This window comes from Bradyrhizobium sp. 14AA (genome assembly GCF_054185205.1).
This window is the reverse complement of record NZ_JAVAYM010000018.1, coordinates 178864-197387: the sequence shown is the minus strand read 5'-3', so window position 1 is coordinate 197387 and position 18524 is coordinate 178864. Positions and strand designations below refer to the sequence as shown.

General features: G+C 64.2%; 17 protein-coding genes. 11 read left to right on the top strand and 6 right to left on the bottom strand.

Annotated features, from left to right (window positions below; all coding sequences use genetic code 11):
* Positions 1–169 precede the first annotated feature (169 nt).
* The 3 genes from RAD15_RS28720 to RAD15_RS28710 all read left to right on the top strand — a co-directional run bounded on the left by RAD15_RS28720 (position 170) and on the right by RAD15_RS28710 (position 3550).
* Positions 170–2278, top strand: a complete 2109-nt coding sequence (locus tag RAD15_RS28720) for a TRAP transporter permease (RefSeq protein WP_458181572.1) — start codon at positions 170–172, stop codon at positions 2276–2278.
* Positions 2239–2652 (top strand): DUF1850 domain-containing protein, encoded by a 414-nt coding sequence (locus tag RAD15_RS28715; protein WP_458181571.1) that lies wholly within the window; start codon positions 2239–2241, stop codon positions 2650–2652. Before RAD15_RS28720 ends, RAD15_RS28715 begins: the two co-directional genes overlap by 40 nt.
* A 91-nt stretch (positions 2653–2743) precedes the next feature.
* On the top strand, positions 2744–3550 hold the full coding sequence (locus RAD15_RS28710) for an SDR family NAD(P)-dependent oxidoreductase (protein ID WP_458181570.1): 807 nt from the start codon (positions 2744–2746) through the stop codon (positions 3548–3550).
* A 132-nt stretch (positions 3551–3682) separates the two neighbouring features.
* Here the strand turns inward: RAD15_RS28710 and RAD15_RS28705 are convergent, their stop codons facing one another.
* Positions 3683–4453, bottom strand: coding sequence for a hypothetical protein (locus RAD15_RS28705; protein ID WP_458181569.1), 771 nt, complete (start codon positions 4451–4453; stop codon positions 3683–3685).
* Positions 4454–4664: 211 nt separating this feature from the next.
* Positions 4665–6242 (bottom strand): cation:proton antiporter, encoded by a 1578-nt coding sequence (locus RAD15_RS28700; protein WP_458181568.1) that lies wholly within the window; start codon positions 6240–6242, stop codon positions 4665–4667.
* Between the two features lie 106 nt (positions 6243–6348).
* Between RAD15_RS28700 and RAD15_RS28695 the strand changes: the two genes are divergently transcribed.
* Positions 6349–7110, top strand: a complete 762-nt coding sequence (locus RAD15_RS28695; protein WP_458181578.1) for a hypothetical protein — start codon at positions 6349–6351, stop codon at positions 7108–7110.
* Between the two features lie 120 nt (positions 7111–7230).
* Here the strand turns inward: RAD15_RS28695 and RAD15_RS28690 are convergent, their stop codons facing one another.
* Entirely contained in the window at positions 7231–8205 is a 975-nt protein-coding gene (locus tag RAD15_RS28690; RefSeq protein WP_458181567.1) for a right-handed parallel beta-helix repeat-containing protein, read from the bottom strand.
* Between the two features lie 89 nt (positions 8206–8294).
* Positions 8295–8765 carry a hypothetical protein gene (locus RAD15_RS28685; protein WP_458181566.1) on the bottom strand — a complete coding sequence of 157 codons (471 nt, stop codon included), beginning with the start codon at positions 8763–8765 and terminating at the stop codon, positions 8295–8297.
* A gap of 270 nt (positions 8766–9035) precedes the next feature.
* Here RAD15_RS28685 and RAD15_RS28680 point away from each other — a divergent pair, with 270 nt between their 5' ends.
* The 4 genes from RAD15_RS28680 (at position 9036) to RAD15_RS28665 (ending at position 14126) form a co-directional block, all read left to right on the top strand.
* Positions 9036–10421, top strand: a complete 1386-nt coding sequence (locus RAD15_RS28680; RefSeq protein WP_458181577.1) for a tetratricopeptide repeat protein — start codon at positions 9036–9038, stop codon at positions 10419–10421.
* A gap of 303 nt (positions 10422–10724) precedes the next feature.
* Positions 10725–12635: a propionyl-CoA synthetase gene (locus RAD15_RS28675; protein WP_458181565.1), complete on the top strand. Its 1911-nt coding sequence runs from the start codon at positions 10725–10727 to the stop codon at positions 12633–12635.
* A 302-nt stretch (positions 12636–12937) separates the two neighbouring features.
* Positions 12938–13198 carry a hypothetical protein gene (locus RAD15_RS28670; RefSeq protein WP_458181564.1) on the top strand — a complete coding sequence of 87 codons (261 nt, stop codon included), beginning with the start codon at positions 12938–12940 and terminating at the stop codon, positions 13196–13198.
* A 181-nt stretch (positions 13199–13379) separates the two neighbouring features.
* The gene (locus RAD15_RS28665) at positions 13380–14126 is read left to right on the top strand and encodes an OmpW/AlkL family protein (protein WP_458181563.1); all 747 of its coding nucleotides are present in this window, start codon (positions 13380–13382) and stop codon (positions 14124–14126) included.
* Between the two features lie 250 nt (positions 14127–14376).
* Here RAD15_RS28665 and RAD15_RS28660 read toward each other — a convergent pair whose 3' ends face one another.
* On the bottom strand, positions 14377–15072 hold the full coding sequence (locus tag RAD15_RS28660) for a DUF1013 domain-containing protein (protein ID WP_458181562.1): 696 nt from the start codon (positions 15070–15072) through the stop codon (positions 14377–14379).
* Positions 15073–15315: 243 nt separating this feature from the next.
* Between RAD15_RS28660 and ispH the strand changes: the two genes are divergently transcribed.
* The 3 genes from ispH to rnhA are packed head-to-tail and all read left to right on the top strand — an operon-like array spanning position 15316 to position 17735.
* Positions 15316–16284 (top strand): 4-hydroxy-3-methylbut-2-enyl diphosphate reductase, encoded by a 969-nt coding sequence (gene ispH / locus RAD15_RS28655; protein ID WP_458181561.1) that lies wholly within the window; start codon positions 15316–15318, stop codon positions 16282–16284.
* A gap of 6 nt (positions 16285–16290) precedes the next feature.
* Positions 16291–17274 carry a homoserine kinase gene (locus tag RAD15_RS28650; RefSeq protein WP_458181560.1) on the top strand — a complete coding sequence of 328 codons (984 nt, stop codon included), beginning with the start codon at positions 16291–16293 and terminating at the stop codon, positions 17272–17274.
* A complete protein-coding gene (rnhA, locus tag RAD15_RS28645; protein WP_270165637.1) occupies positions 17271–17735 on the top strand; it encodes a ribonuclease HI in 465 nt (154 codons plus the stop codon). The genes RAD15_RS28650 and rnhA overlap by 4 nt, the downstream gene beginning before the upstream one ends.
* 143 nt (positions 17736–17878) lie before the next feature.
* On the opposite strand, the gene RAD15_RS28640 is transcribed toward rnhA, so the two are convergent.
* Positions 17879–18364: a peroxiredoxin gene (locus RAD15_RS28640; RefSeq protein ID WP_007597501.1), complete on the bottom strand. Its 486-nt coding sequence runs from the start codon at positions 18362–18364 to the stop codon at positions 17879–17881.
* Positions 18365–18524 lie beyond the last annotated feature (160 nt).

Here is an 18524-nt window from a genome sequence, read left to right as displayed (position 1 = left end):
AGACTGGTCCGCGCCAACCTCATGCAGCGCCGCCGTATCGACAGCTTGCTCCAACCACCCACGATCAGCCAAGATCAGCCCCAGATGTGCCTAAGTCTGGCTCAAACCTAAACCGGACACCCGTGGGTTCAGCCCGGGCATGACATATTCAGGGCCGCGGGGAATATTGATGTTGCAGGCAGAGGGCTCTGAAGCCCCCATCAAGGTCGAGTTCGACAATTTCGAGCACGGTTTTCCGGAAGGCTTTGGCCCAGGCTGGTGGGGTCAGCTCGCCTACTGGATCGGCATCGCCTTCGCCACGTTCCAGCTCTATGTCGCCGCCTTCAACTATCTGCCGAGCCAGGTGGTGCGCGGCGTCCATGTCGGCTTCCTGGTGCTGCTCACCTTCGGCCTGATCGCCAATTTCACGGCGAAGAGCAATTTCGGCCGCGCGCTCGGCTGGGTGGTCGGCGGCGCGGGCTTCCTCTGCGGGCTCTATCAATGGATATTCTATGCCGATCTGATCGCGCGGGACGGCGATCCGACGAAGCTCGATCTTGCCGTCGGCACGCTGCTCGCCGTGCTGATCTTCGAGGGCACACGGCGACTGATGGGTGCGGCGCTACCGCTGATGTGCGGCGCGTGCCTGCTCTACTGGTTCTTCGGCCAGTACCTGCCGTCGCCGCTCAACCATCGCGGCTATGATTTCGACCAGATCATTACGCACCTGTCGTTCGGCACCGAAGGCTTCTACGGCGTGCCGATCTACGTCTCGGCGACCTACATCTTCCTGTTCATCCTGTTCGGCTCGTTCCTGGAGCGCGCCGGCATGATCCAGCTGTTCACCGACGTCTCGCTCGGCCTGTTCGGCCGCACCCGCGGCGGTCCCGCGAAGGTCGCGGTGTTCGCCTCGGGCATGATGGGCACGATCTCCGGCTCGGGCGTTGCCAACGTCGTCACCGTTGGCCAGTTCACGATTCCGCTGATGATCAGGTTCGGTTACCGCCGTGCGTTCGCTGCCGGCGTCGAAGCCACGGCCTCGATGGGCGGGCAGATCATGCCGCCGGTGATGGGCGCGGTCGCCTTCATCATGGCGGAGACGCTCGGCGTTCAATACTCGGAGATCGTCAAGGCCGCCGCGATCCCTGCGATCCTTTATTTCGCCTCGGCGTTCTGGATGGTGCATCTGGAAGCCGGCAAGCACGGGCTCGTCGGCATGAAGCGTTCGGAGATTCCGAGCGCGTGGAAGGCGCTGGTGACGCGTTGGTACCTCGTGCTGCCGCTCGCGGCGCTGGTCTACATGCTGTTCGAAGGCTTTACGCCGCTCTATGCCGGCAGCATGGGCCTCGCGCTGACGGTGGCGTTGATCCTGGGCGCCAGCATCACGGCCGGAGCCTCCTCCATGGTGATCCGCACCATCTTCTGGGTCGGGCTCGCGCTGGTTGTTGCCGCGCTGTCGCGCGACGGTCTGCAGATCGTGCCGGTCGCAAGCGTCGTGGTTGGGTTGATCGTGATCACGGCTTTCATTCGTGGCGGGTTCAAGGCCTTGCGTGAGTGCCGCGATGCGCTGGCGGAAAGCGCCAAATCTGCCATCACCGTCGGCATGGCCTGCGCCATCGTCGGCGTCATCATCGGCATGATGTCGCAGACCGGCGTCGGTACCATCTTCGGTGGCTGGGTGATCGGCCTCGGCGAGAAGAGCCTGTTCCTGGCATTGATCATGACCATGCTGCTGTCGATCCTGCTCGGCACCGGCATTCCCACCATCCCGACCTACATCATTACCGCCGCGCTGGCCGCGCCCGCGCTGGCAAAGTTAGGCGTGCCGCTGATTGCGAGCCACATGTTCGCCTTCTACTACGGCATCATGGCCGACCTCTCGCCGCCGGTGGCGCTGGCTGCGCTCGCGGCGGCGCCGATCGCAAAGGAGAATCCGGACAAGATCGGTTGGGAGGCGATGCGCATCGCACTCGCCGGTTACGTCATCCCCTTCATCTTCGTCTATTCGCCGGCCTTGATGCTGCAAGCCGGCGATCCCATGGCGGCGAAGCTCGGCTTCTACGGGGCGGTGGCGCTGGCGGCCCTCAAGGCGCTGGTGGCGATCGCCCTGTTCGGCATGGTCGCGATCGGATTCCTGTTCACGCGGCTGACGCTGCTCGAACGCGCGGTCGCGCTCGGCGCCGCGCTCTGCCTGCTCGGCGACTTCCCGTTCAGCGACACAGCGGGCTTCGTGCTCTCCGCGGCGCTCGTGCTGTGGCAATGGCGGCAGCGTCCGCCGGCAACGGTCGAGGCGGTGTGAGCCTCTGCTTAGCCACCGTCGTCGGCGTGAAGGCGCTGGCGCTGTCCGCGTTCACGCTGGTATGGACGCATTCGATCGCGAAGGTCGACTGGCAGGAGGACTGGCGCGTGACCCCTGTCGGCCTCGAACTGGTGCAGGCGCGCGTCAAGGGCACCGGCCCCGGCATGGAGCCGCCGTCCGAAGCTCGGCTAGTCGACGGCTGGTTTCAATGGCAGCCGCAGCGGCCGCCGATGCCGGAGGTCGTGCTCGGCAATTCCGGCGCGGCCGGGGAGTGGCGGTTGTGCCATGATGGAAAGTGCCGGACGCTGTCGGAGATTGTCGGGCATCCCATTGGTGCTAACGTCACGACGATGAGTGCTTGCAACAATCCGTAGCCCGCATGAGCGGAGCGATATGCGGGACCACTGCCCCCGGATATCGCTCCGCTCATCCGGGCTACAAGAACAACAACACGGGAGACACACGATGGATCGGCTCAAGGGCAAGGTGGCGATGGTGGTGGGGGCCGGCTCGATCGGACCGGGCTGGGGCAACGGCAAGGCCACCGCGGTGACCTTCGCGCGCGAGGGCGCGCAGGTGTTTTGCGTCGATCGCAACGGCGCTGCCGCCGAGGAGACCGCGAAGATCATCACCGGCGAAGGCGGCAAGGCGACGGCGTTCACCGCCGACGTCTCGCGTCCCGCCGAGATCGAGGCGATGGTGGCGGCGTGCCTGAAGGCCTATGGCCGCATCGACGTGCTCGACAACAATGTCGGCATCGCCGAGATGGGCAGCGTGGTCGAGGTGACCGAGGAGAGCTGGGACCGCGTCTTCAGCGTCAACCTCAAGAGCGCCTATTTCGCCATGAAACACGTCATCCCGGTCATGGTGAAGCAAGGCGGCGGCTCGATCATCAACATCTCCTCGATCGCCTCGATCCGCCACATGGGCATCTCCTATGTCACCTACGGCACGTCCAAGGCGGCGATGAACCAGATGACGCGCACCACGGCGATCGAGTTCGCGCGACATCATGTGCGGGTGAATGCGATCCTGCCCGGCCTGATGAAGACGCCGATGGTCGAGCATTCCGCAGGCCTCGCCAACAGCTACGCCAAGGGCGACGTGGAGGCGATGTGGCGCGCGCGCGATGCGCAAGTGCCGATGGGCCACATGGGCGACGCCTTCGACGTAGCGAATGCTGCGCTGTTCCTGGCGTCGGACGAGTCGAAATATGTGACGGGGATCGAATTGGTGGTGGACGGCGGGATCACGTGCAAGGCGGGGGCGTAGCTCCTCGTCGCCCTGGCGAAAGCCAAGGCCCATAACCACAGGAGGTGGTTTGACGATGACTCGTGGTTGCCTGTTCGCTCGAGCAACCTGCATTCGGGGTAATGGGTCCTGGCTTTCGCCAGGACGACATCATCACTGCGCCAGCGCCAGAATCCCGCCGGCAAACGTATGCCACGCCGCGCTTTCGCTGACCGGCCAGTTCAGCACCTTCACCGCCAGCAGCGCCAGCGTGCCATAGATGTAGACCGGATGCACGCGGCCTTCGGTGCGCCAGTCGCGCACCATGGCGACGACCAGCAGCAGCGAGGCGACCACGGCCGGCGCGATCGTGACGGGCACCGGCGGCGGGCCGGGCGGTCCGGGAGGCGCCAGGAAGGTCAGGAACCAGCGCGCGATCGCGGCATCGAGGATCGAGACTGCGGCGAGCAGCATCAGGCGCTTGTGAATCTCGGGCCTGCGCGTGTTCATGATCGCGAGCACGAACACCACGGCAAAGAACGCGATCCCGCTCATCGGCACGATCGAGAAGCCGATGCCGGCGTCGGTTTGACCGAGTGCGGCGGAATGCTGCATCACATGGACCGAAGCGAGGAAGCCAAAAATCGTCATCGCGGTCGCGAGCGAGACGCCGACGATGCCGAACGAACGATGATTGACCACGCGGCCCGAGGCCGCGAGCCAGGTCTGGATCACGAAATAAAGAGACCAGGTGAAGAACAGGAGCCCGTGAAAGTGAATCACGGGGCTCGCGGAAAACGCACCGCGCGCGAGGGGAAGCCAATAGGTCGGTGCGAAGCCGAGAAACGCGGTGGCGGCGCAGGCCAGCGCCATGTGGAAATAAAAATATCGTGCAGGCGACGCATCACGCGCGCGTACACGACGGTCGTCGATCAGGGTTGTCATCAGGAATGAGTCTGGAGGGGCGGGGTTTGGTTCAAACCCCGCTGTTCACCCTCCGGTGTCGTCCCGGCCTAGTGCGCAATTTGCGCACGGGGGCCGGGACCCATAGCCACAGGATTGTGTTTGGCGAAGACTCGGAGTTACCAGTCTTGCGTGACAACTGCTGTCTGGGAGTATGGGTCCCGGCTTTCGCCGGGACGACGAGTTGAGAGAGCTAGCCCCCCGCGCTCAATTCTGCGCGATCGAGCTCCTCCTCGATGCGGTGAAACGCATCGTCGCCGATCACCTCGGTGGCGCGGAGGTCGAAGATCGATTTGCGTGCGGCCTCGATGGCGCGGCGGCGCAAGGGATCGGCGGGCAGTTCGCCATTGGCGATGCCGCCGTTGGGATCGGTCTCGGCCTGCATCAGGATCGCGCGATATTCGAGCCGCAGGATTTCCGCCTCCTCCGATGGATCGCTCTCGATCGCATCGAGCGCCGCGCGATAGGCGACCGCGCGGCCGCGAGCGACCTCGATGCCGACGGGATCGTCATCCTTGAGTCCGAACGCCAGGATCATTGGCCGCAGCGTCAGGCCCTGGATGACCAACGAACCCAGCACCACCGCAAAGGCGATGAAGACGATGAAATCGCGGTAGGGGAAGTTTTCAGGCAAGGCAAAGGCGGTGGCGAGCGTGACGAGGCCGCGCATGCCGCACCAGGAGATGATGAGGCCGCCCTTGGGGGAAGCGACCTGCTTCGGATCCTTGGGATGATAGAGCCCGTGCGCGATCAGCGCGCGCAGCGTCGTGCGGTAGAACGTCACCCAGAGCAGCCGGACCAGTACCACGGTCAGCAGGATCCATGCTGCCGCCACGCAATATTCCCAGCGCACGTCGGCGTCCAGCCGCGTCCAGATCGGCCGCATTTGCATGCCGATCAGCATGAAGGCGAGCACGTTGAGCACGAACACCATCGTCTCCCAGACCGCATAGGACGGCACCCGCAGCCGCGCCGGGATGCGCGCCGGCGCAGTACGCGCGATCGTGATGGCGTAGACGACGATGGTGAGGATGCCGGAGAGGCCGAGATGCTCGGCGGCGATCCAGACCATGAAGGTGGTGGCGAATTGCACGATGATCGCGCTCGGCGCCTCCGTCACCCGTTCCATGAACAGCGGAATGATGCGGGCCGCGAGAAGGCCGGCGATGACGCTGCCGACCAGGGCCAGTGCCATCGTCGGCGCGACCTGGCTCCATGTCAGATGCTCGGTGGCGACCGCGCCGACCGCGATGCGATAGATCAGCAGCGAGGTCGCGTCGTTGAGCAGGCTTTCGCCCTCCAAAACCTTCACCATGCGGTGGGGCAGCTTGACCTGGCTCAGGATCGCGACTGCGGCTGCGGCGTCCGGCGGTGCCACGATGGCGCCGAGCGCAATCGCGGCGGCCCAGGGCATGTCAGGCATCAGCCGGTGCGCGACGTAGGCGACGCCCACCGTGGTCAGGCCGACCGCGGCGACCACCAGCGTGGAGACCGGAACCCAGTTTTTGCGCAGGTCCCGCAGCGAGGTGTCGAAGGCGGCATCCAGCAGCACCGGTGCGACAAAAAGTGCCAGCGCCAGGTCGGGCTCCAGCGCCCAGGACGGGCTCGACGGCACGAAGGCGATCAGCGCGCCGCCGATCGCCAGAAAGGTCGGGTAGGGGACCTTGATCCGCCGCGCCAGCGCCGATAAGGCAACGGCGCCGAGCAGAAGCGCGATGATCCATTCGAATGTCGACACGATGATCCCCGAAACGGATTTGAGCGGCGCCACAAGCTAGCACCAATCCGGCCGTATGATGGATAGTGCGGCCCCAAGGCAAGGACTTAAAGGCAAGACTTAAGCGACCCAAGGACGAGACTTTCCGACCGTGACGAGCATGCGTTCCTTCCTCATTCGATTGTCCGGCGCCGGGCTGCTCTGCGCGCTCTCGCTCGCGGCGGCCCATGCTGCGACCGGCGGCGAGCCGGCGGCCGTCGCGCAGGTCGATGTCGCGCCGTGCCTTGCGGCGACCGCGGCCGACGACATGGACAAGGCGGCCACGGCCTGCGCGGCGGTGATCGACAATGAGAAGACGGCGAAGGGCGACCTGATCAAGGCGCTGATCGCGCGCGGCGCGCTTTATGCGCGGCACGACCAGATCGATCGTGCGATCGCCGACGACAGCCGCGTGCTTCAGCTCGATCCCGGGCTCGCCGATATTTTCAACGCGCGCGGCGAGCTCTGGCTGAAGAAGGGCGACAAGCCCAGGGCGGTGCAGGATTTCGGCGCGGCGCTGAAGATCGACCCGAACCATGAGAAGGCCAAGGCCAATCACAAGGCAATGGCGCGCGAGCTCGAGCGCATCGGGGCGCAGATGGCGGTCGCCGGCAAGCCCAGTTTCAATTGCAGAAGCGCGACGCGTGCCGTGGAGAAGGCGATCTGCGGAAATCGCGAGCTCGCCGATCTCGACCGCGAGATTTTTGCGTCGCATGCGCGCGTGATCCGCGAGGCGCGCAATACGGCTGAAGCCAAGGCGCTTCAGCGCGAGCAGGACGAGTTCATCGCACGCCGGAATGCCGGTTACGGGCGGCCGGGGTATGATTTGAAGAAGGCGATGCAGGAGCGGCTGCAGCGGATCAATGGGGTGGACGGGTACTAGAGCGCTTTCGAGCGAAGTGGATACCGGTTCGCCTGAAGAAGACGCGTCAGACGGGGATCAAGAGCATGATCGGACCGATCATGCTCTTGCCGTATCGCCAGTTGCCCGTCCTGGCTGCATCTACTGCAGACCGGTGGGATTGGAGGTCGAGCCGATCGGCGTCGGAGCCGGACCAAGCGCACCGTTACCTTGAACCCGGTTGTTGAAATGCGACTGGGTGACGCCGCTGAACGCGGTGGCATTGAACGAGATATCGTTGTTCGAGAGGCGGACGGTGACTGTTCCGTTGAGGTTGCCCACGCCGAGACCGTTGTTGCTGACCACGCTGTTGCTGAGGTTCATTTCCACCGCCGCGGCGCCGCCCGACGCGCCGACGCCGACCTGGGCGTTGCCCGTCACCACCGCCCGGTTGATCATGGCGCGGCCGTTGTTGCCGATGAGAATGCCGATATTGGCCGAATTTTGAACGCGCACGTTGTCGAGCGCGATGTCGACGCGCTGCCCGGCGGCTCCGGGATTGTACGCGATACCGAAGGTGCCGGTATTTCGGACGGTGGTATTGGAAACGTATAATTCGCCGCCGCCCGTGCGATCATCCAGGATGCCGGACGCCGAACCGGCGAAAACGCCGTCGATGAGGGTGTCTTCAATGATGACCACACCGCCGGTGATGGTGGCGCCGCCGCTGATCCGGATCCCGACAAGGCCGGTGTCGACGCCGTTCAAATTGAGGTTGCGCAGCCGGACGGTCTTTCTCGTATCTGTCGCCGCGAAGCTGTTGAACGGAATGTTGATGCCGTTGGTGCCGCTGAAGACGATCGAGCCGAAAATCTCATGGCAGTCGATGGTGATCGACTTGACGATGGTCACTGCGCCGAAGCCGCCGGGATCGAGGCAGTTGATCTCGCCGTTGATGGCGGTCTTGGAAATCGCGCCGGCGAAGGTCTTGCATGGCGCGGTGCGGCTGCAGGGATTGACGTCGTCGCCGACCCCCGACACCCAGGTCCGCGAAGCCTGGGCATGAGCGCAAGTGGCCGGTAGCGCGAGCAGCAGAAATGTCGCGGCGATGGTGAGCGACAGTGCAATCCTGTTCATGGTGCTCTCCGAAATGAGTGTGGCGATTGCCAATGGCTCTGCCACGCAAGAATATGGAATGATGCAGGCTCGCCCTTGCGAGAGGCCGGCTATTTGAATGAAATCTGCGCGCTCTGGTAACGACTTCCCGCCGACGCGACTTCCGGCGCAAGTTCGAACGAGTACTCCGCGCCGACCAGATTGGTCGGAAACACGAGCGACAGGATGCCGACGCCCTCGTCATCCGTCTTGATGTCGCCGATCGGGCGAACGCATTTGAGCGAGACGTGATAGACCGTGTTGGGCCTCGCCGTTATTGCCACCTTCACGCTGGTGTTGCCGTCGAACAGCCGCGTTGCCCAGATCGTGCCCCTGACCGACGGTGAATCGGTATTGGGGACATCGCGGCCTGAACAATCGGATGTGTCCTGGTGAACGAGCACCACCTGCCGCTGGTTCGGATCGGTCGGGCGATTGGGGACGTATTGCGCTGTTGTGGCAAGAGTGGTTCCGACGAGCAGGGCAGCGCTGAGCCAGATGGAACAGTAACGCAGTCGGAAGATTGGCATCGCATACCGCATCGTTTCCTCCAGATGTAAATATATAAGTGAATTATTTTAGGTGGTATTTGGCAATGTGCCGATACGCGGTTTCAGGACGGTGTCTCAAGACTGGCCAGAAATGCCCGGCGCACAATAACCCTCACTGGTAATGCAAGTCTGTTAACTCGCTCACAGGTAGAAGTCGGAGACTTCGGTATGCTCCGGTACGGCGCGGCGAAGCGCGCGACCTTGAACCTGGAGCTGCATGGCCGCGACAACGGGGAAACCCCTGCCACGGAGTTCAAAGCCATGTGCGGCATGCCTCGCGCGCAACTGTCATCCGTTGCCCGATCGGCGCTGCTCGGCGCCAGTCTGGCGGTCGGCCTTGTCCTCGCGGCCGGCCCTGCCGCCGCCGGCGTCGACTGCATGCTCGACAGCAAGGCGCCCCGATCCGAGCTGATCGCGGCCTGCAATGCGATCATCGATCGGACCGGCAATCCGGACCGGGACCGTTCCGCTGCGCTGGTCGTTCGCGCAGACGCCACTGCGAGGACAGAGAGCGGCCTGACCCAGGCCTTGAAGGACCTCGACCGGGCCATCGCGCTCGACGGCAAGAACGCGCGCGCCTGGCGCGTGCGTGGCGACCTTCTGCGCGAAGAGGGCGGAGATCTCAACCGCGCCGCAGCGGACCTTTCGACCGCGATCAAGCTCGATCCCAATGATGCCGAAGCCTACGAGATGCGCGGCATCGTCTATACCAATCAGCACCGGTTCGACCGCGCGCTCGCCGATTACGACCAGGCGATCAAGCTGAAGCCTGATCATGCGCAGGCCTGGTCTGACCGCGGGACGACCTTCTATCTCGGCGGCGACCACGAAAAGGCCGTCCGCGATTTCAACGAGGCGCTGCGGCTCGATCCGAACCACGCGCGCGCCCACGCCAACCGCGCTGCGGCCTTCAGGAAGCTCGGTCAGCTGGACAAATCCATCGCCGACGAAACCGAGGCGATCCGGCTTGATCCCACCGAACCGGAATTCTTCGACAACCGCGGCCTGTCCTATGCCGACCTCGGCGAGTACGACAAGGCGATCGCCGACTACGACCAGGCGCTGCGGCTCGAGCAGCGGCCGAACTTCTTCACCAACCGCGGCGATTCCCACCAGTTCAAGGGCACGCTCGGCGCCGCGCTCAGCGACTACGACGCTGCACTGCGGCTCAATCCGAATTTCGCGCTCGCTTACAACAACCGCGCCGTGCTTTACACCAAGATGGGCGATCGCAAGAAGGCCCTGGCCGACTTCGAGACGACGCTGCGGCTCGATCCAGGCAACCAGAGTGCGGCCGACGGCCGCCGCAGCATGATCGCCGAGATCGCCAAGTTCGGCGCCACGTCCGCGGGCCCGCTGCATGCGCGTTCGGCCGACGATAGCGGTCCGTCGTTCGATTGTGCCACGGCGAGGCGCGAGGTCGAGAAGGTGATCTGTGCCGATCCGCAACTTGGTGTGCTCGACCGCCAGATCGCCGAGACCTACGAGCGTGCGCTGAAATCTGCGAGCAAGCGCTCGGCGAACGACCTGCGCAAGACCCAACGCGATTTCCTCAGCACCCGCAATGCCAGTTTCGGCCGTCCCGGCTACGATCTGAAGAAGGTCATGCAGGATCGGTTGCAGCGGCTGAATGCGATGGAGAGCTGAAGCGCTCTTCCTTGCCTTCCCCGCCTGCGCGGAGCGGCCGGAATTTGCGTCGGCAAATTCCGGGTGAGGGGGCTCTCCGCGAGTCCAGCTCTTACCGTGTTTGCGGAAACAGCCCCTCACCCCACCCTGTCCCCGTCAGAACGGGGAGAGGGAGAGGATGCACCGTTCTTTTCAGCTTGAACCGCGGCCCGTTCCCGGGAAAATAGCCCGCAAACAAGGCCGGTACTTGATCCTGGTCATGGCGGGACGCTTGTCCTGCCGTCAGGTCAAGACCAGGCGAATAAAGGGAACGGGAGCGCTTTCATGAACGTCCAGGGAACGAGCCGATATCACGAGGTCCACGCGCGCTCGCTGGCCGACCCCGAGGGCTTTTGGGCCGAGGCGGCCAAGGAGATCGACTGGATCGAACCGCCGAAAAAGATCTTCGATGCTTCGCAGGGTGTCTACGGCCGCTGGTTCACGGGCGGCGTCGTCAACACTTGCTACAACGCGCTCGACCGCCATGTCGAACGCGGCCGCGCCGACCAGGTCGCGCTGATCCACGATTCGCCGCTGACCGGCAGCGTCACCAAACTGACCTACGCCGAATTGCTGAGCGAGGTGCAGGCGCTGGCCGCCATCATGCAGGATTTCGGCGTCGCCAAGGGCGACCGCGTCATCCTCTATATGCCGATGGTGCCGGAGGCCGTGGTCGCGATGCTCGCCTGCGCGCGTATCGGCGCGGTACATTCCGTGGTGTTCGGCGGCTTCGCAGCAAAGGAACTGGCCACCCGCATCGACGATGCCCAGCCGAAGCTCATTCTGTCCGCGAGCTGCGGCATCGAGCCCGGCCGCATCGTGCAGTACAAGCCGCTGCTCGACGAGGCGATCAAGCTCGCGAGCGTGAAGCCGAAGGCCTGCATCGTGCTGCAACGTCCGCAGCTCACCTGCGATCTCACGCCGGGCCGCGACTATGATTGGGCAAGCCTGCGCCGCAAGGCGATGAACGACGGCCGGAAGGCGCCTTGCGTGCCGGTTGCGGCGACCGATCCGCTCTACATCCTCTACACCTCAGGCACCACGGGCATTCCCAAGGGCGTCGTGCGCGACAATGGTGGCCACCTGGTTGCGGTGAAGTGGTCGATGTTCAACCTCTATGGCGTCAAGCCGGGCGAGGTCTGGTGGTGCGGCTCGGACATCGGCTGGGTGGTTGGCCACAGCTACATCGTTTACGGCCCGCTGCTGCACGGCGCGACCTCGATCATGTATGAGGGCAAGCCGGTGGGCACGCCCGATGCAGGCGCGTTCTGGCGCGTCATCTCCGAGCACAAGGCGGTGGCGCTGTTCACCGCGCCAACGGCGTTCCGCGCGATCCGCAAGGACGATCCGGAAGGCAAGTTCATCCGGCAATACGACCTGTCGAAATTCCGCACGCTGTTCCTCGCCGGCGAGCGCGCCGATCCGCCGACGGTGGAATGGGCGGAAGTGCAGCTCAAGGTGCCGGTGATCGACCATTGGTGGCAGACCGAGACCGGCTGGTGCATCGCCGGCAATCCGGTCGGCCTCGGCGTGCTGCCGGTGAAGCACGGCTCGCCGACGGTGCCGATGCCGGGCTACCAGGTCGACGTCGTCGACGAGGCGGCCAAGCCGGTCGGACCCAACACCATGGGCTCGATCGTCATCAAGTTGCCGATGCCGCCGGGCTGCCTGCCGACGCTGTGGAATCAGGATTCGCGCTTCGCGGAGGCCTATCTCAGCGAGTTCCCCGGCTACTACAAGACCTCGGACGCCGGCTACAAGGACGAGGACGGCTACGTTTTCGTCATGGGCCGCACCGACGACATCATCAACGTCGCCGGCCACAGGCTTTCCACCGGCGGCATGGAGGAGATCCTGGCCTCCCATCCGGACGTCGCCGAATGCGCCGTGCTCGGCGTCAAGGATGCGATCAAGGGCGAAGTGCCCTGCGGCTTCCTGGTGCTCAAGGCCGGCGTGACGCGGCCACCTGCCGAGATCGAGAAGGAGATCGTCGCGCTGGTGCGCGACAAGCTCGGTCCCGTCGCCGCCTTCAAGCTCGCGATCACCGTGGGCCGCCTGCCCAAGACACGCTCCGGGAAGATCCTGCGCGGCACCATCAAGAAGATCGCCGACGGCGAGTCCTGGACCATGCCGGCGACAATCGAGGACCCCAAGGTGCTGGACGAGATCGGGGATGCGCTGAAGGGGCGGGTGTGAGGCGATGCGTCATCCCGGGGCGGTCCGCAGGACCGAACTATGGTGCGCAATTGCGCACCTGAGGATCTTGAGATTCCCCGGTGCGCAATTGCGCACCTGAGGTCTGGTGCTTACGCACCATCCCGGAATGACCGACTCTATTGGGGGCTTGAATAGGCCGCATTTTTCCGCTCAACCCTCATCCTGAGGAGCGCGCCCGGCGCGCGTCTCGAAGGATGAAAGGCCGGGATCTGCAGCGGGGCCTTTCATGGTTCGAGACGCCCGCTGCGCGGGCTCCTCACCATGAGGACGAAAGAGCTGCCATGTATTCGAAGCCGTTTCTTGCGATTGTGTTTGCGGGCCTCATGCTCTCCGCCTGCTCCGCGCGCTACCAGACGCCGGTGGCGGTGGGCGGTGACGATGACGACGCGGTCTGCCAGAGCCGCGGCTATGCCCAGGGCTCGCCCGAATACGTGGCCTGCCGCAAGGATCGCGACGTCCAGCGCAACGCCGCCACCGCCCGTGCCGACCGCCGCCAGCGCGATCTCGGCGAATACATGCTGAACCATCCCGATCGACCGTGAGATGAGGCGCGGAATTATCCTGCGTCGTGCATTCGCATCGGCCGTGACACTTCTGCAACGCAGCAGCCAAATCGTGGCGCGTTTGTCCTGATTTGATCGGCATCAAATCCTTCACCATCCCCTTTCTGCTCTGACGCTGATGTCGCGCAACGACGCGCGGCTATGGCTGAAGGGGAATGCAATGGACGGAACGACAAGAAACCTGGCGCGGCTTGCGACGCTTGGCGCGATGCTGATGGGGACTTTTGCCTCGGTGCAGGCCGCCGATTTGCCTGTTTACAAGAAGGCACCGCCGCCGGTGGAGAGCTTCAATCCCTGGATGGTGCGTCTGCGCGTGCTCGGCGTGTTGCCGGACGCCGGCGGTTCGACCGTGAATGTCGCGGGTGTCCCCTCGCTGTCGTCGCCGAATTCCGGCCTCTCGATCAGCGACCAGGTCGTGCCTGAGCTCGACATCAGCTATTTCTTCACCAGGAACATCGCGGCCGAGCTGATCCTCGGCGTGACCAGGCATTCGATCAGCGGCACCGGCTCGCTCGCGAACCTGCCGATCGGCAAGACCACGCTGCTGCCTCCGACCCTGACGCTGCAATATCACTTCGACAATTTCGGCGCGTTCAAGCCGTATATCGGCGCCGGCGTGAACTACACAATGTTCTTCAACAATTCCGCCGCCAACGCGCCGGCGGCCATCGTCGGCCCGCCCGCGATCGTCGCCACCACCACCAACCTGCACGTCAGCAACGCGTGGGGCGGCGCCGTGCAGTTTGGCTTCGACTACATGCTCGACCGGCACTGGGGTCTCAACGTCGACGTCAAGAAGCTCTGGCTCCGGCCGGACTACTCGGCGACCGTTTCCGGACTGCCTGTCACCGGCAACGCGCATATCGACCCGTGGCTGGTCGGCGGGGGCGTGACGTATAAGTTTTGAGGTGTAGTGGCGTTAGGGAAGCACACTGCTTCCCCAACGTCGTCCTGGCGAAAGCCAGGACACATACCGCGTGATCCAACGTGGTGGACGGTAGCAATCCCGAACGACGAATCTTCGCCAAACTCTTCCCTGGGGTAATGGGTCCTGGCTTTCGCCAGGACGACGGTGGAGAGACTTCGACAAACAAAAACGCGGCGGGGTTTTCCCGCCGCGTTTTGTTTGCATTCGATAACGAACGAAGAGCGGAGCCTTACTCCTCTTCGTCTTCCTGCTTCTTGCCGCCGAGGGTCTTCAGCTTGGCGAACACGGCGTCGACGTTGAGGTCGTCGCTGGAGCGCTCGGCCGGCTCGAACTCGTCCTTCTTGGTGGTCTCGGAGGCCGGCAGCAGGGTCGCGCCGCCATAGGCTGCGTCGATCGGCTTTTCCTTGGCCGCGCGCGCCACTTCGAAATCGAGCTCGATCTGCGAGCAGAGGCCGAGGGTGACAGGGTCGATCGGGGTCAGCTGGGAGGTGTTCCAGTGGGTGCGGTCGCGCACGCTCGCGATCGTGCTCTTGGTGGTGCCGACGAGGCGCATGATCTGGGCGTCCTTCAGCTCGGCATGGTTGCGCAGCAGCCAGAGGATGGCACTCGGGCGTTCGTGGCGGCGGGAGACCGGGGTGTAACGCGGGCCCTTGCGCTTGGGCTGCGGCGGCAGCACCACCTTGCTCTCCTGGAGGCGGAGCCGGTAATCCGGGTTCTTCTCGCCCTTCTCGATCTCCTCGCGGGTGAGCTGGCCGTTGGAGAGGGGGTCCATGCCCTTGATGCCCTGGGCAGCGTCGCCGTCGGCGATCGCACGCACCTCGAGGGGATGCATCTTGGTGAAATCGGCGACCTGGTCGAAGGTCAGCGCGGTGTTGTCGAGCAGCCAGACGGCGGTCGCCTTGGGCATCAGAGGTGCGTTGCTCATGGCAAATCTCCTTTGTGCTTCGCCCACCCCTCTGGAGGCGAAACCGGTGGTCATCAGCGATGACTGGGAATTCGCGCTATATAAGCCCGGAGGGGCTAGCCACGCAATGGTTCTGCTATAGATAGTGCCTTGACAGCGCCCGAAAGGGGGCCCAATTCCCTGTAAGCCCGTACCTAAGCCCTATTCCATCCATCGACCGCTTCCCGCCCATTTGGCGGGGTGATTCGGTCCCGAGATTGCTCAATGTCAGCCAAACCAGACCTCAAGATCGTGCTTTGTTCTCCCCGCGGCTTCTGCGCCGGGGTGGTCCGGGCGATCGACACCGTGGAACGGGCGCTCGATAAGTACGGTGCCCCCGTCTATGTTCGCCATGAGATTGTGCACAACAAATACGTCGTCGATGGGTTGAAGAAGAAGGGCGCCATCTTCGTCGAGGAACTCGCCGAGATCCCGGAAAATACCACCGCGCCGGTGGTGTTTTCGGCCCATGGCGTGCCGAAATCGGTGCCGGCCGACGCCACGTCCCGCAACCTGTTCTCGCTGGATGCGACCTGCCCGCTGGTGACCAAGGTGCACCGCGAGGCCGCGATCCACTTCAAGCGCGGCCGCGAGATCTTCCTGATCGGCCACTCCCATCACCCCGAGGTGGTCGGCACGCTCGGCCAGCTTCCGGTCGGCGCCGTGACCCTGATCGAGACCGCCGAGGACGCCAAGACCATCGCCCCGAAGGATCCGAATAACCTCGCCTTCGTGACCCAGACCACGCTGTCGATCGACGACACCGCGGAGATCGTGGCGCTGCTGAAGGAGCGCTTCCCGAACATCAACGGGCCGCACAAGGAAGACATCTGCTACGCCACCACCAACCGCCAGCTCGCGGTGAAGAAGGTGGCGCCGGTGGTCGACGCCTTGATCGTGGTCGGCGCGCCGAACTCGTCGAACTCGCAGCGCCTGCGCGAGGTCGCCGAGCGCGAGGGCTGCAAGATCGCGGTGCTGGCGCAGCGCGCCACCGACATCGACTGGGACAAGTTCGGCGACATCGCAAGCCTCGGCATCACCGCGGGCGCCTCGGCGCCGGAAGTGATCGTCGAGGAGATCATGGACGCCTTCGCCGAGCGCTACACGCTGCACGTGGAGACGGTCTCGGCCGCGGAAGAGAACGAGTTCTTCCCGCTGCCGCGTCAGGTGCGCCCCGAAGCCGCCGCCGAGTAGACCTTTATGGCGGTCTACACCGACGTTGCCGCCGACGAGCTTGCGGATTTCCTGAGGCAATACGATCTCGGCGAATTGCTCTCCTACAAGGGCATCGCCGAGGGCGTCGAGAATTCCAACTTCCTGCTGCATACCACCAAGGGTTCGTTCATCCTCACGCTCTACGAGAAGCGCGTGGCGAAGAACGACCTGCCGTTCTTCCTCGCGCTGATGACGCATCTCGCCGAGCACGGCATCAACTGCCCGCTGCCGGTGAAAGGAATGGACGGCGAGCCGCTGCGCGAGCTGTCGGGCCGGCCGGCTGCAATCATCACGTTTCTCGAAGGCGTCTGGCCGCGCAAGCCGAACGCGACCCATTGCGCTGGCGTTGGCGAAGGGCTGGCGAGGATGCATCTGGCCGGCGCCAACTTTGCGATCAAGCGCCCCAATGCGCTTTCGGTTTCGGGCTGGCGGCCGCTGTTCGATGCGGCATCACACCGGGCCGACGAGGTGCAGCCGGGCCTCTGCGCATTTCTCGCAGCGGAACTTGACTATCTCTCGAACGGGGTCTGGCCGAAGCACTTGCCCGAGGGCGTGATCCACGCCGACCTCTTCAACGACAACGTCTTCTTCCTCGGCGACAAGCTTTCCGGGATCATCGACTTCACCTTCGCCTGCAACGACATGCTGGCCTATGACGTTGCGATCTGCCTCAACGCCTGGTGCTTCGAGCCGGATCATTCCTTCAACGTCACCAAGGCGCGCGCCTTCCTCAATGCTTACGGCCGCGTGCGAAAACTTTCCGAGGCGGAAGAGGCCGCGCTGCCGCTGCTGGCGCGGGGCGCTGCGATCCGCTTCCTGCTGACGCGGCTGGTCGACTGGCTCAACGTGCCCGAGGGCGCGCTGGTCAAGCCGAAGGATCCGCTGGAATATGTCCGCAAGCTGCGCTTCCACCAGAGTGTTTCCAGCGTGCGCGACTATGGGCTGATGCCGTCAGGACTGGTCGCGTGAGCGAGCTCCCCAATGTCACGATCTATACCGATGGCGCGTGCTCGGGAAATCCGGGTCCCGGCGGCTGGGGCGCGATCCTGAAGTTCGGCGACAAGGAAAAAGAGCTGAACGGCGGCGAGCGCCACACCACCAACAACCAGATGGAATTGATGGCGGCGATCTCCGCGCTGGAAGCGCTGAAGAAGCCGTGCACCGTCGACCTCTACACCGACAGCCAATATGTCCGGCAGGGCATCACCGGCTGGATCCATGGCTGGAAGCGCAATGGCTGGCGCACCGCCGACAAGAAGCCGGTCAAGAATGTCGAGCTATGGCAGCGCCTCGATGCGGCGCTGAAGGCGCATGACGTGCGTTGGCACTGGGTCAAGGGCCACGCCGGACATCCCGAGAACGAGCGCGCCGATCAGCTCGCGCGCGACGGCATCGTGAAGGCAAGGCTGCAGCAGAGGGTGGCGGAGTAGGGCGCGTAGTCCGCGCTCCACTCTCAGGTTTCGTAGGGTGGGCAAAGCGAAGCGTGCCCACCGTCTTCTAATAAGGGAAAGATGGTGGGCACGGCGCTAACGCGCCTTTGCCCACCCTACGGTACTTCCGCCGCGGCTAAAGCTTACAGCTGCCCCAGCAGCGTATCACCGCCCGACACCTCGACCTTGCCGGGCATCGCTTCGAGGTTCAGCTTCTTCACCACGCCGTCCTCGACCAGCATCGAATAGCGCTTGGAGCGGATGCCGAGGCCGTTGCCGGAGGCATCCAGCTCCATGCCAATCGCCTTGGCGAAGTCGGCATTGCCGTCGGCGAGGAAGATCGCCTCGTCGCGCTGGTCGGTGTCGCGCTTCCAGGCGTTCATGACGAAGGCGTCGTTGACCGAGACGATGGCGATGGTGTCGACGCCCTTGTCCTTCATGGCGTAGGCGTTGAGGAAGATGCTCGGCAGGTGCATCTTGTGGCAGGTGCCGGTGTAGGCGCCGGGCACCGCGAACAGCGCCACCTTCTTGCCCTTGAAGATATCGTCGGTGGTCTTCACCTGCGGGCCTTCCGCCGTCATCACGCGGAATTTCGCCTCGGGCAGCTTGTCGCCAGTCTGGATCGCCATCGTCGTTTCTCCTGAAAAAGGGCCGGCGCAGTTCTAGAGCATTTTACCGCCGGAGGGAAACGGCTTCAAACGGGCGAGACGAGGACCGCTGCCAATTTCTCGTCATTGCGAGGAGCCCTTGCGACGAAGCAATCCAGAAGCCCTCCGCGGAGAGACACTG